This is a genomic window from Mesorhizobium sp. IMUNJ 23033 (genome assembly GCF_044778005.1).
Taxonomy (GTDB): Bacteria; Pseudomonadota; Alphaproteobacteria; order Rhizobiales; family Rhizobiaceae; genus Mesorhizobium; species Mesorhizobium amorphae_A.
This window is the reverse complement of the sequence record NZ_JBJACT010000018.1, coordinates 104359-117777: the sequence shown is the minus strand read 5'-3', so window position 1 is coordinate 117777 and position 13419 is coordinate 104359. Positions and strand designations below refer to the sequence as shown.

General features: G+C 62.8%; 12 protein-coding genes. 5 read left to right on the top strand and 7 right to left on the bottom strand.

The genetic code is table 11. The annotated features are described in order from the left end of the window. Positions 1 to 2 precede the first annotated feature (2 nt). The 5 genes from erpA to ACFX5Q_RS19670 all read left to right on the top strand — a co-directional run bounded on the left by erpA (position 3) and on the right by ACFX5Q_RS19670 (position 2492). Positions 3 to 350, top strand: a complete 348-nt coding sequence (gene erpA, locus ACFX5Q_RS19690; RefSeq protein ID WP_404280646.1) for an iron-sulfur cluster insertion protein ErpA — start codon at positions 3 to 5, stop codon at positions 348 to 350. 4 nt (positions 351 to 354) lie between these two features. After that, positions 355 to 870, top strand: a complete 516-nt coding sequence (locus tag ACFX5Q_RS19685) for a hypothetical protein (protein ID WP_404280644.1) — start codon at positions 355 to 357, stop codon at positions 868 to 870. After that, on the top strand, positions 867 to 1256 hold the full coding sequence (locus ACFX5Q_RS19680; RefSeq protein WP_404280642.1) for a VOC family protein: 390 nt from the start codon (positions 867 to 869) through the stop codon (positions 1254 to 1256). The genes ACFX5Q_RS19685 and ACFX5Q_RS19680 overlap by 4 nt, the downstream gene beginning before the upstream one ends. A gap of 7 nt (positions 1257 to 1263) precedes the next feature. Continuing rightward, positions 1264 to 2058, top strand: a complete 795-nt coding sequence (gene xth, locus ACFX5Q_RS19675; protein ID WP_404280641.1) for an exodeoxyribonuclease III — start codon at positions 1264 to 1266, stop codon at positions 2056 to 2058. A gap of 80 nt (positions 2059 to 2138) precedes the next feature. Continuing rightward, positions 2139 to 2492: a hypothetical protein gene (locus ACFX5Q_RS19670; protein ID WP_404280639.1), complete on the top strand. Its 354-nt coding sequence runs from the start codon at positions 2139 to 2141 to the stop codon at positions 2490 to 2492. Positions 2493 to 2538: 46 nt separating this feature from the next. On the opposite strand, the gene ACFX5Q_RS19665 is transcribed toward ACFX5Q_RS19670, so the two are convergent. The 7 genes from ACFX5Q_RS19665 to ACFX5Q_RS19635 all read right to left on the bottom strand — a co-directional run bounded on the left by ACFX5Q_RS19665 (position 2539) and on the right by ACFX5Q_RS19635 (position 13368). Continuing rightward, a complete protein-coding gene (locus ACFX5Q_RS19665; RefSeq protein ID WP_404280638.1) occupies positions 2539 to 3363 on the bottom strand; it encodes a tetratricopeptide repeat protein in 825 nt (274 codons plus the stop codon). Beyond that, positions 3350 to 5074 carry a dihydroxy-acid dehydratase gene (ilvD, locus tag ACFX5Q_RS19660; RefSeq protein ID WP_404280637.1) on the bottom strand — a complete coding sequence of 575 codons (1725 nt, stop codon included), beginning with the start codon at positions 5072 to 5074 and terminating at the stop codon, positions 3350 to 3352. Before ilvD ends, ACFX5Q_RS19665 begins: the two co-directional genes overlap by 14 nt. 289 nt (positions 5075 to 5363) lie before the next feature. Continuing rightward, a complete protein-coding gene (locus ACFX5Q_RS19655; RefSeq protein ID WP_404280636.1) occupies positions 5364 to 6602 on the bottom strand; it encodes an outer membrane protein transport protein in 1239 nt (412 codons plus the stop codon). 362 nt (positions 6603 to 6964) lie between these two features. Next, positions 6965 to 9748: a valine--tRNA ligase gene (locus ACFX5Q_RS19650; protein WP_404280635.1), complete on the bottom strand. Its 2784-nt coding sequence runs from the start codon at positions 9746 to 9748 to the stop codon at positions 6965 to 6967. A gap of 280 nt (positions 9749 to 10028) precedes the next feature. Beyond that, positions 10029 to 10877, bottom strand: coding sequence for a DUF2497 domain-containing protein (locus tag ACFX5Q_RS19645; RefSeq protein ID WP_404280634.1), 849 nt, complete (start codon positions 10875 to 10877; stop codon positions 10029 to 10031). 248 nt (positions 10878 to 11125) lie between these two features. Further along, positions 11126 to 12514 (bottom strand): TolC family outer membrane protein, encoded by a 1389-nt coding sequence (locus ACFX5Q_RS19640; RefSeq protein WP_404280633.1) that lies wholly within the window; start codon positions 12512 to 12514, stop codon positions 11126 to 11128. A gap of 182 nt (positions 12515 to 12696) precedes the next feature. Further along, the gene (locus ACFX5Q_RS19635; RefSeq protein ID WP_404280632.1) at positions 12697 to 13368 is read right to left on the bottom strand and encodes a protein-L-isoaspartate O-methyltransferase; all 672 of its coding nucleotides are present in this window, start codon (positions 13366 to 13368) and stop codon (positions 12697 to 12699) included. Positions 13369 to 13419: the final 51 nt, after the last annotated feature.

Here is a 13419-nt window from a genome sequence, read left to right as displayed (position 1 = left end):
CCATGGGCGCGGATGCCAAGACTGCCATGAAAGTCGAGATGACCGACGCCGCTGCCAGGCGGATCGCCAAGATCGTTTCGGGCGAAGCCGGCAAGACGGCGTTGCGTGTGTCCGTCGAAGGCGGCGGCTGCTCCGGCTTTTCCTACAAGTTCGACCTGGTCGACATCCGCAACGACGACGACGTTGCCATCGAGAAGGACGGCGCCACCGTGCTGATCGACGATCTGTCGCTGGTCTATATGGGCGGCTCGGTGATCGATTTCGTCGACGACCTGATGGGCCAGTCGTTCCAGATCAGGAACCCGAACGCGGTCGCCTCCTGCGGCTGCGGCACGAGCTTCAGCATTTGAAGATATGAAGCCGTTTCTCGAGGGCCATGAGGATCCAATTACGGTCCTCGTCGCTCGCGAGATGGAAGCCATTTCCGATGCCGATATTGTCGGTTGGGCTGGCCGCCATGCGGCGCCCCCGATCTATGCCGACGACAGCGACTACCTCCAACTGGTTCGGTGCAACCCGAGAAACGCTTTGGCTCTCGGGAAGGCGCACGACCACCTGAAGTTGCTGGTCGCGCGACGGTTTCCCGATTTCAACGACGCATCCGCAGAAGCCAGGGAAATAGCGCGCAAGGTTTTCCTGCGACGCCTCCGCACCTACCTCCATAGCGACATCGAACCGCTCCAAATCTGCCGCATGGTCTCTCCCGTCGAGGAAAAATACGACTATCCGCACTGGCTCGGCAGCCTCTACGACGCTTGCGACTGGATGGACGAACGCACCACGCGCGAACAGGCCACACATCTCAGGGATGAGATCGAACAGATACTCTCGGACAATGGCGAGAGCCTGCTTCCCGGAGCCATAGAATGAGCGGCGTCGGCGCGGTCCGTCAGGTCGCGCTCTCGGCCGGGCGCGACCTCGACACCACGCTCGCCTTCTGGCGCGACGTGCTTGGCATGAGCGTTCACGCCCGCTACGATCCACCCGGCATCGCCTTCATCATGGCCGGCGACGTGCGCCTGTTCTTCACCGATGGCGTGCCGGCAGGGATTGTCTATCTCGACATAGCGGGCCTCGAAGCCTTCCACGCCGAGGCAAAGGTATCAGGCATCCCCTTCACCGCGCCGCCGGCGCTCGTCCATCGCGATACGGAGGGCCAGTTCGGGCCGGCAGGGGAAAGCGAATGGATGGCCTTTCTAAAGGACCCGGCAGGCAATACGATCGGCCTTGTCGAACGTCTTCCGCCGGATTCCTGAGGCTGCCATGAAAATCGTCACCTGGAATATCAACGGCGTTCGCGCCCGCATCGGCAACCTCACCCATTGGCTCACGGAAAGTGCGCCCGACATCGTCTGCCTGCAGGAGATCAAGACCGTCGACGAACAGTTCCCGCGCGCCGAGATCGAGGCGCTGGGCTACAATGTCGAGACCCATGGCCAGAAGGGTTTCAACGGCGTCGCCATCCTGTCGAAGCTGCGCTTCGACGAGGTTGTCAGGGGCCTGCCGGGCGACGATGCGGACGAGCAGGCGCGTTTCATCGAAGGTGTGTTCTCGACCGACAAGGGCGCCTTGCGCGTTGCCTCGCTCTATCTGCCGAACGGCAATCCGATCGATGACGAGAAGAAGTTTCCCTACAAGCTGTCCTGGATGGCGCGGCTGGAGCGCTGGGCCGAGCAGCGGCTTTTGCTGGAAGAGGCGCTGGTGCTCGCCGGAGACTACAACGTCATCCCTGAGCCGATCGACGCAAAATTCCCGGAAAACTGGCTGGGCGACGCGCTGTTCCAGCCCGAGACCCGGCAGGCCTTCCGCCGGCTGAAGAACCTCGGCTTCACCGAAGCAGTACGTGCGGTCACCGACTCTGGCGATGCCTACACCTTCTGGGATTATCAGGCCGGCGCCTGGCAGAAGAACAACGGCATCCGCATCGACCATCTGCTCCTGTCGCCCGAAGCTGCCAATCGTTTCTCCTCAGCCTCGATCGAGAAACACGTGCGCGCCTGGGAAAAGCCATCCGACCATGTGCCGGTGGCGATCGATCTGGCGCTGCAGCCGGCCTGAGCGGTCCGGCCGGGCGCCGGCAAGCACGACCCAAGCGGACCTCTTATCGCCACAAATCGCGCGTTTGATGCGAAATCATCATGGTGGCCGGGGTTCCCATGACTATCCGATCCGTTCTCTGTCCGATCGCCTGCGGGATTGCGATGGCAAACGCCACGCTTGCGATGGCAATAGCCGCGCTTGCGATGGCAAGCGCCACGCCGGCTTTTGCCGCCCCTGAATGCCTTGCCAATGGAAAATCGTTCCAGGTCGGCCAGGTCGCTTGCCTGACGCTGGGTGAGAAGAGCCACCTTGCACGCTGCGAGATGGTGCTCAACAACACCTCGTGGACCAAGATCCACGACGATTGCCCGGCAACCAAGCCGCCGCTGCACCCCACGTCGATCTCGACACCAGCGCCAAGCATGGTGCCGGCGGAACCGACCGAGAACTGATTTCCAGCGAGTGAGAAGTGGACGTCCTGGACCAGCGGCAGCCCGCTTACTGGTCGCCGCCGCCCTTGGTGAGGATGTCGTCGGCCAGCGAGATGGCCGTCCGGCGGTCGGCCTCACCGGCCGCGGCAAACGCCTCTTCCTGCATGTTGCGGATCCAAGGCTGGTCGGCCGGTGCCGCGCGTTCAAGCGCGGCCGTCATCATCGCCAGCCCACGCACGATCTTGCCGCTCTGGAACAGGAGGTTGCCGAGCGTCGCCTGGGCGCCGGCATGGCCTTTTTCGGCGGCGAGCTGGAACCAGCGTCCGGCCTGCTTGACGCTTGCCTTGACGCCGCCCTCGCCTTTCAGGAACATCTGGCCCATCTCGAACTGGGCGTTCGGATTGCGGTAATTGGCGGCCGCGCGCATGTAATATTCCTGCGCCGCTATTTCGTTTTCCTCGACCGGGCTGCCGGGAATGCCTTTCCGCAAATAGTCGCCCAGCGCCACCAGGGCGTCCGACACGTAGCTTTCCTCGGGCGAGCCCGGCTCGACATCCTGGTCGACGATCTCTGAGAAGAACTTGAAGGCCGCATAGTCGTCGCGCGTCACGCCGTCGCCCTCGGCATACATGCGTGCGAGCTTCCAGGTGGCGCCGATCTGGCCGTTCTCGGCAGCGTACTTATAGGCCTCGACCGCCTGCTCCTTGTGGCCGCTCTTGTAGGCGGAGAAGCCGAACTGGAACACCGCCCATGGGCTGGATTGCGGCTTCACGCCGGTCTTGTCGTCGAACACCTTGTCGTCGAAGGCCATGGCCTGGCCCACGGCGCCCAAGGTCGCTACCGCGACCAGTGCCGAAAAGACAGACGACCTCAACACCTCAGATATCCGCATAGCAATGTGTTTCTTTCGCACCGCCGGGATGGGTGACCGCGCCGTCGCGAGCCGACCCAACCGTCTGCGCATACTTCCAGATCGCGCCCGACTGATAGTCGGTCGTGCGCGCCTTCCAACTCTTCGCCCTCGTCTCCAGTTCCGCATCGGACAGATCGACCTCGATCGTGCCGTTGACCGCATCGATCGAGATCACGTCGCCGTCCTTCAGCAACCCGATCGGTCCGCCCACGGCCGCTTCCGGCCCGACATGGCCGATGCAGAAGCCACGCGTCGCGCCCGAAAAGCGTCCGTCGGTGATCAGGGCCACCTTGCCGCCCATGCCCTGGCCGTAGAGAGCCGCCGTCGTCGACAGCATCTCGCGCATGCCCGGACCGCCGCGCGGCCCCTCGTAGCGGATGACGAGAACCTCGCCTTCCTTGTAATTGCGCTGCGTGACCGCTTCGAAGCACTCCTCTTCCGAATCGAAGCAACGCGCCGGACCCGAGAATTTCAGTTCCGACATGCCCGCGACCTTCACGATCGCGCCTTCGGGGGCAAGGTTGCCCTTCAAGCCCACAACACCGCCCGTCTGGGTGATTGGCCGGTTGGCGGGACGGACCACATCCTGGCTGTCATTCCAGGCAACATGCTGCATATTTTCGGCCAAAGTGCGGCCAGTCACCGTCAGGCAATCGCCATGCAGATAGCCGTGGTCGAGCAGCGTCTTCATCAAGAGCGGAATGCCGCCGGCCTCGAACATGTCCTTGGCGACATATTTGCCGCCCGGCTTGAGGTCGGCGATATAGGGCGTCTTCTCGAAGATCGCGGCGACGTCGAACAGGTCGAACTTGATCCCGGCCTCATGCGCGATCGCCGGCAGGTGTAGCGCCGCATTGGTCGAACCGCCGGTGGCAGACACCACGGTCGCCGCGTTCTCCAGCGCCTTCAGCGTGACGATGTCGCGCGGCCGGATGTTTTTGGCGATCAGCTCCACGATCTTTTCGCCGGAGGCGAAATTGAAGCGGTCGCGCATCTCGTAAGGCGCCGGCGCGCCGCAGGAATAGGGCAGTGCCAAGCCGATCGCCTCGGCGACGGTGGCCATGGTGTTGGCGGTGAACTGGGCGCCGCAGGAGCCAGCCGAAGGACAGGCAACCTGTTCGATCTCGAGAAGCTCTGCGTCACTGATCGCGCCGACCGAATGCTGGCCGACGGCCTCGAAAACATCCTGCACGGTGATCTGCCGGCCGCGATAGCTGCCGGGCAGGATCGAGCCGCCATAGATGAAGATCGACGGCACGTTGAGCCGCACCATGGCCATCATCATGCCGGGCAGCGACTTGTCGCAGCCGGCGAGGCCGACCAGTGCATCGTAGCAATGGCCGCGCATGGTGAGTTCGACGGAATCGGCAATGACCTCGCGCGACACCAGCGACGACTTCATGCCCTGGTGGCCCATGGCGATGCCGTCGGTGACGGTGATGGTGCAGAATTCGCGCGGCGTGCCGCTGGCGGCCGCCACGCCCTTCTTGACCACCTGCGCCTGGCGCATCAGCGAGATGTTGCAGGGCGCCGCCTCGTTCCAGCAAGAGGCGACGCCGACCAGCGGCTGCGCGATCTCGGCGGCCGACAATCCCATCGCGTAGAGATAGGAACGATGCGGCGCACGCTCCGGACCGACGGTCACGTGGCGACTGGGAAGCTTGGCCTTGGAGATTACCTTGGCGTCCATACTCGTCCTTGCCGCGGGCGGCGCGGCCTGCCCCATCGCCGAGCCTTTTGGCGCGTGTCCCGAGACATATTCGAGGTGCGCCGGGTTTATGGCGGGAAATGGGCAATGCCTCTGAGCGGAACTGTAGCGCGGGGGTTGTTCATAAACTGTTGCTAAAACGTCACAATCGCAGGAGGCGGCGATGGTGCGGCGCATTTGCAACGCAGGCGCTTGCCGGCACTGTCCAGCGTCACCTCTTCAAACGAAAAGGCCGGGCGATGCCCGGCCTTTTAGTCGAATTTTCAGTGACTTAGAACTTGATCTTGACACCACCCGAAATTGCCGTGACCAGATCGTTGCCGAAATCATAGCTGACGTCCGTGCCGGCTACATAGCCGTTCTCGCCAGCCACCGTCCCCGAATGGCCGCTGGTCAGCACACCGATCGCGCCGGCCAGACGAATTTCGACGTTCGCTGTCGGCGTGTAGGCAACGCCACCACCCACCGTCCAGGTATCGGTCTGCGAACCGTAGCCGTGCGAAGTGCCGCGATCCCAGGAAAGCTGGCCGGCAGCGCTCCACTGATCATTGAACTTGTGGCCGACACCGCCCGTGACCGTCCAGCCATCGCGGTACATCAGGTCGAGCGAGGTAACCTGGGACGAACCAGAAACAGCATTGCCCGTAAAGCATGTCGATGCGGGAAAACCTACCGGACAGATCGGAACGCTTTGCAGCACACTCCAGTTGACCCACTTGAGCGAACCGAAAGCGAGCCAGCCAGGCGCGATGCCCGACTGCAATTTCAACTCCACCACATCCGGCATATACTGTGTTGAGCCGTAGATCGGAATAACGGCCCCACCAACGTTCGTCAGGTCCAGCGTACCTGAGATGTTGTCGAGCTTAACTTTCGAATTGTAGACAAGGCTTGCACGCAGCGCGATTTCGGGAATCTCGTAAGCGAGGCCGGCGCGCCAACCCCAGCCCGTGGTCGACAGATCGACGCGGCCCGTGCCGCCGAAATCGGGCACCAGCGGCGACACAAGGCTTTCCTTGAAGCCGTAGATCTTCTGGTAGAATACACCGCCGATAAAGCGAAGCTGACCTTTACCAGCGTCCATCTTGTAGGAGCAGGTCGCAGCGTAGTTGTCGCTCTTGATGTCGGTTTCCATGTTGGACTGGGCGCCTGCCCAGAGACCCGGATTTGTGTGCGCGCCCCAGGGCTGCGAATAGTCGACCATGCAATCGACGCCCTTGACGACCTCGGCCTTGACGCCGATGCGCGGCACCCAATAGTCCACGCTTTCCTTCGTGCTGCTGCCCAGAGCCGTCACGTTGCCGTCAAAGGGGTCAGTATCCACCGCGTTCTTGACCTTGCGGTCCGGCATCACGAAGGTCGCTTCCGCTTCCGAGGCGAACGGCGCCGGATCGAATAGAAGATCGATGTCGTAGCCGCCACGCTCCAAGCCGCCGGCGTGCGCCGAGCCGATCAAAGCCATCGACAAGCACCCTGCCCCCAGCAGTGCTTTGAGACGCAAATAGTTCATGAATTCCCTCCCCGAAAATACTGGTGCAGCAAGCTAGAACCAATTCGGGTTAACGGCGCAACAACGAATTCGCGGGGCGTACATGTACACCCTTGCCAAGCGCATTTTCGACAAAGTGGTGGACGTTACGGCATGGGCCTAAAATGGCCTCACCGACGCAAATCGATCGAAAAAATTTGGAAAATCGGCCCCAAAAGACCAAAAACAGGTGGTTTTGCGGGTGTTTGGCTCCATTGTTACATTATGGCAACAATGGGGCTAAAACATTCCGTTTACGTCAACATTAACGTAGCGGAATGCCTGTTTTTAAGGCAGCGGAACGGCCGGCCAAGGCCGTTCCGGCAGGTCACGAATCTGCCCGCTCAGCCGGCGTCGCGCACCCGCGTCAGGGCCACCGAAAGCTTCTCCTGCGCCTCGCGATATTCGGCGAGTTTTTCACGCTCGGCTTCCACGATCTCGACCGGTGCACTGGCAACGAATCTGTCGTTGGACAGCTTCTTGTGCAGGCGGGCGATCTCCTCGGTCACCTTGGCCAGTTCCTTCTGCAGCCGCGCCGCCTCGGCGGTCAGGTCGATCAGGTTGCCAAGCGGCAGGCAGATCGTCGCCTCGTTGAGCACGATCTGCGCCGAGCCCTTGGGGGCGGCATCCTGCAGCGAAATGTCACCGACCCGTGCCAGCCGCTGGATGGCGGAGGCATGGCGGTCGAGCCTCTGGTGCGTTTCCTCACGGGCGCCGACCACCACCAGCGGCGCGATCGCCGCCGGCGGCACATTCATCTCCGAACGCACAGAGCGGATGCCCGAGACGAGATCGACCAGCCAGTTGATGTCGGCGGCCGCGGCCACGTCCTCGAAGTCCGGCGACGGCCAGGCGGCGTGGCAAAGTAGCGAGCCGCGTTCCTTGCCCTCGCCCGCGGTCTCGGCCCACAGTTCCTCGGTCATGAACGGCATCATCGGATGCAGGAGCTTGTAGATCTCGTCGAGCACGAAGGCGACGCAGGCCCGGCTCTCGGCCTTGGCGGCCTCGTCTGTGCCCATGAACACCGGCTTCAGCAGCTCCAGGTACCAGTCGCAGAACAGGTTCCAGACGAAGCGATAGGCAGCGCCCGCCGCCTCGTTGAAGCGGTATGAGGCGATGCCATCGGTGACCTCACGCGCGGCACGCGTCAGCTCGGTCAGGATCCAGCGGTTGACCGCCAGCTTGGCGTCGTTCAGCCAGAAATCGTCATTGCGCGCGACCTCGTTCATCTCGGCAAAGCGGGTCGCGTTCCACAGCTTGGTGCCGAAGTTGCGGTAGCCGGCAATGCGGGCCGGATCGAGCTTCACGTCGCGGCCTTGCGCCGCCATCACCGTCAAGGTGAAGCGCAGCGCATCGGCGCCATACTCGTCGATGAGGTCGAGCGGATCGATGACGTTGCCTTTCGACTTCGACATCTTCTGCCCGTTCTTGTCGCGCACCAGCGCATGCACATAGACCGTGTGGAACGGCTCCTCATCCATGAAATGCAGGCCCATCATCATCATGCGGGCGACCCAGAAGAAGATGATATCGAAGCCGGTCACCAGCACGTCGGTCTGGTAGTAGGTCTTGAGCTCCGGCGTCTGATCGGGCCAGCCCAGCGTCGAGAACGGCCACAGCGCCGAGGAAAACCAGGTGTCGAGCACATCCTCGTCGCGGGTCAGGATCTCGCCCGGCTTAAAGTTCTCGAGCTTGTCCTCGACCCAGGCCTTCCACGGCCCTTCCAGCGCCAGATAATATTCGATGGCCGAGGCGAGCGCTTCCTCCTCGGTCTTCTCGACGAAGACGCGCCCGTCCGGCCCGTACCAGGCTGGGATCTGATGGCCCCACCACAGCTGGCGCGAAATGCACCAGGGCTGGATGTTCTCCATCCAGTCGAAATAGGTCTTCTCCCAGTTCTTGGGCACGAAATTGGTCCGCCCCTCGCGCACCGAAGCGATCGCCGGCTTGGCGAGTTCGGCGGCGTTTGCATACCACTGCTCGGTCAGGAACGGCTCGATCGGCACGCCGCCGCGGTCGCCATGTGGCACGGTGTGGCGGTGCGGCTCGATCTTGTCGAGGAAGCCGCCGGCCTCTATCAGTTCGACGACCTTCTTGCGCGCGACGAAACGGTCGAGGCCGTCGAGTTCGTCCCAGACGGCCTGGCGCTCCGGCGTCACGTCGAGGCCAGCGAGGAAATCCTCATTATCCTTGAGCGTAACAGCCGCCTCGGCGGTCAGGATGTTGATCGCTGGCAGCTTGTGGCGCCTGCCGACCTCGAAGTCATTGAAATCATGCGCCGGCGTGATCTTGACCGCGCCCGAGCCCTTTTCCGGATCGGAATACTCGTCCGCCACCACCGGTATCTTGCGGCCGACGATTGGCAGCACGACATTTTTCCCGACCAGGTGCCGGAAGCGCTCGTCGTCCGGATGCACTGCCACTGCCGTGTCGCCAAGCATGGTCTCCGGACGCGTCGTCGCCACGGTGATGAAGGTCATCGGGTTTTCCGGATCGAACGCCTCGCCCTCGATCGGATAACGGAAATGCCAGAGGTTGCCGTTGACCTCCTGCTGCTCAACTTCGAGGTCGGAAATCGCCGTAAGCAGCTTCGGATCCCAGTTCACAAGGCGCTTGTCCTTGTAGATTAGCCCTTCCTTGTAGAGCGTCACGAACACTTCGAGCACCGCCTTGGACAGGCCCTCGTCCATGGTGAAGCGTTCGCGCGACCAGTCGGCAGAGGCGCCGAGCCGCTTCAGCTGGTTGAAGATCGCGCCACCGGATTCGGCCTTCCACTCCCAAACCTTCTCGATGAAGTCCTCGCGCGAAAGATCGCGGCGGTGGATCTGCTTTTCCATCAGCTGGCGCTCGACCACCATCTGCGTGGCGATGCCGGCATGGTCCATGCCGGGCTGCCACAGCACGTTCTTGCCGCGCATGCGCTCGAAGCGCACCAATATGTCCTGCAGCGTGTTGTTGAGCGCGTGGCCCATATGCAGCGAGCCGGTGACGTTTGGCGGCGGGATGACGATGGTGAAGGCATCCGCCCCCTCCTCCGCGCCTGCGCCGGCGCGAAAGGCGTCGGCCTCTTCCCAGATTTTGGCGATCTTCGGCTCGACGGTTTTGGCGTCGTAGGTTTTTTCAAGCATGGAAAGAGGTCCGGGCTGTCGGGATTTGCTGGGTCCGGTGTAAATCGGAAGGCAGTTGGCAAGTCAACCGCGGGCAACTGACAGACGGCGACGACCAATAGATAGTGGCTGAGCAACTCAAGGCAACTCGCGAAGATGATCTGACTGCGTCCCGCGATCGTCAGCATCGTTGTCGGCGCGGCTTTTCGATACACCGTCTCAATCGCTCGATCGCGGAGAACCCTCGAAAAAAAAGCGCCGCCCGAGGGCGGCGCCTTGATCCGGAGATCGGTCTACAACGCTATTGCGCGCCGCGCGCTACGCGCTCGATTTCCTCGCGCACCAGCCGCTCGACCAGCGTCGGCAGATTGTTGTCCAGCCAGTCCTGCAGCATCGGCCGCAGCATGTCCTCGGCCATCTCGTCGAAGGTCTTCTTGCTGCGGCTGGCAAAGGCATCGGAAAGTTCGCCGAAGGCGGCGGCGACCTGACGGCCCGCATGTTCCGAAAGGATCGCTGGACGGGCGGCAACGGCATCGGACTGGCGGGCCATGCCGCCGCTGGAAGCGGCAGGTTCGAAAAAAGGTTCATCTGCGAGTTCGTCTTCGGCGATCTCGACCTCCGGTGCGGCATCAAACGTCCGCGCCTCGACCTTGTCCGGTCTGGCCGTACCCGCAGCCTTCGCCGTTTCGCCCACGGCCGCGATTTCGCGCCGCCAGTCGGCTACGATGGCATCGCTGGTTTCGGCGGCAGCCGCCGGCTCGGCCGAACTCGGCTCGGCGGCGATGCTGGCGCTCACTTCAGCAAGCGTCGTGGGCGCCTTTGGCGTGACCGGCGGAGCCGCCTCCGGGCGCACCTTCGTTTCCATGCGGGCTGTTTCCATGCGGGCTATGACCGGCTCGGCCGCCAGCTGTGCCTGCACCTCAGCCAGCGAAACCGGCTTCCTGGTGTCTGCTTCGGCGCGCAGCTCGGCGCGGAACGCATCCACTTCCGGCACCGGCGGCGCGGCTGGCGCAGGCTGGAGATCCTGTCGCAACTCGCCGGCATCACCGGGCTGCTTGCGACCGGTGTCGCTGTCTTCGATGATCCTTCTGATGGAAGCCAGTATTTCTTCCATGGAAGGTTCGCGCTGAGCGCTGCTTGCCGTTGCCATCGTCACATCCGCCGCCCTTGTGACCTATTCTCGATTTCCGTTCCGGCAAAGCCGGATTCGAATCATGGCCACAGGGTAGCCGACGGATCGTCATCCGAGAATCCCCAATCTGGGGAGATGTTGGATTTCAACAGATTAGCTCGAGCGCCCAACTGAAAAGACCGCGGGCTGAGCAGGGGCTCAACAATGAAAAAGCGCCGCGCATCCCATGGATACGCGGCGCTCCTCAAATCCGGGTTGTGATGCCGTTAGCGGCCGTCCGGCGTGCGCAAGCCGATCCACTTGTCCTTGACGGCGTTGTAGTGCTCTTCCGGCTTGTACTTCACCACATTCAGCGCCAGGCGCTCGACCGACAGCCGGCCCATTGCCGACAGGATGGCGTAGCTTGCCACCACCACGTCGCGCTCGGAGCTGGCAAGGTTGATCTTGGCACTGATGACGGCGTTCTGCGCATTCAGCACGTCGAGCGTGGTGCGCTGGCCGACATTGCGCTCCTCGATGACGCCGTTAAGCGCCAGTTGCGCGGCGGCGATCACCTCCCTGTTGGCGGCGACACTTTGCTGCGCGGCGGTGTACTGCGTCCATGCCGATGTCACGGCCTGGCGCACCTGGTCGCGGCTGACATCGACTTCGATGCGGGCCTGGCTGAGCGACTCCTTCGATTGGCGAACCAGCGCCGAGGTGCGGCCGCCCGAATAGATCGGTATGCTGAGCGTCGCGCCGATGCTGGCCGAATTGGTTGTACCATCCGACGACGACAGGACACCGGGAACTGTATTGCGATAGGCGCTGGAAACGCCTGCATTGGCGGAAAGCTGCGGCAACAGCGCGCCTTCTTGCGATTTCACCGAAAACGACGCCGCGTCGACCAGGTGCTGGGTAGCAAGGATGGCCGGGTGCTCAACCGATGCGATGGTGATCGCCGCGTCGAGGCTCGACGGCAAAAGCCTGCCCAGCGGCGATGCCGCCCTGAGCTTGCCCGGCTCGTCGCCGACGATCTGGTGGTAGGTCGCGGCACTGGCCAGCGCCTGCGCGCGGGCCGCACTCAACTGCGCCACGGCCGAAGAACGCGAAGCGTCGGCCTGGGCGACGTCGGTGCGCGTACCTTCGCCGACCTCGAAGCGCGAGCGCGCCGCGCGCGCCTGCTCGGTCAGGAACTGCAGGTTCTGCTCGGTCAGCACCGCCACCTGACGGTCGCGGATCACATCCATGTATGCGCTTGCCGCGTTGAACAGGATGTTCTCTTCGGTGTTGCGCAGGCTTTCGACAGAAGCGCGAACCTGCGCTTCTGCGGCCGCGACATTGTTCTTGGTCTGGAAGCCGTCGAACAGCATCTGGTTGATCTGGACCCCGAAATTGCCGGTGGTTATGCGCGCGGTCCGGTTCGTGCCGGCGATATGGCTGCTGGAATAGTCGATATCAGCCGAACCGTTAACGGTCGGCCGCCAGCCCGACTTGGCGATGGCCACGCCCTCGTCGGTGACGCGGACGCCCGCACGGGCGGAGTTCAACTGCGAATTGTTCTGGTAAGCCTTGGCAAGCGCGCCAGTCATGGTTTCGGCGGAAGCACTCAGCGGCGAAAGCGCGGTCGCGGAAACCAGGATGGCGGCTAGAACACTCTTGCGTAAGGACGGCACGTGATATCCCTCATTCGTTTTGCACGGGAACTGCGCCACGCCAGCCTCTCCTAGGATCAGCCAGCGCCGCGCTTTTATCGTTCCCCCGCCGACTGCCCCCAAAATACCCGGTTATGCAAATCAGCAACGATTGTTCAAATGCAAGCGATCATGACATCGCTTTCGCTGCAAGGCAAAACCGCTCAGAATTCAAACGCATGAATACGTTCAAATCCGGGTAGTGGCTTAATTGCCGCATTAAAGGCCCGTCTTCCGGTTACAACCCCCCCGGTTTTGAAAAACAGCCGGGCAACGCCCGAATTGCCCTGCCCCTCGACTGCGACAAGACGCCCGCCCTCGGAAAGCTGGTCAAACAGCGAGGCCGGCACGTCCTCGACACTGCCGCCGATGAAGATGACGTCATAAGGCGCCTTGGCGGCGTGACCTTGCGGCAGCGGCCCAGTGACTACCGTCACGTTGTCGCAGCCCAGCGCCGAGAGCGTCGATCTGGCGGTTTCCGCCAGCGCCGGATCACTTTCCAGCGCAACCACGGAGCGTGCCAGCCGCGACAGGAGCGCCGCCGAATAACCGGTGCCGCAGCCGACATCGAGCACCGATTCGCCAACGCCGATCTCAGCCAACTGCAGCAGCTTGGCGAGCGGTGAAGGCTCCATCAGGTAGCGCGCGCCGCCATTGGCGCCGTCGGAAATGCGGATGTCCCCGTCGATATAGGCGAGATCGCGCTGGTCCGCGCCGACAAAGGCCTCGCGCGGCACGGAAAGCATGGCATCGAGCAGCGGCGCGCTGGTCACGTCCGTGGTGCGGATCTGGCCGTCGACCATCTTCACGCGTCGTTCGGAGAAATCAGCGCTCATGTTCCAACCAATCCGCCCAAACCAATGCGCCCAAAACCAATGCGCTTGCCG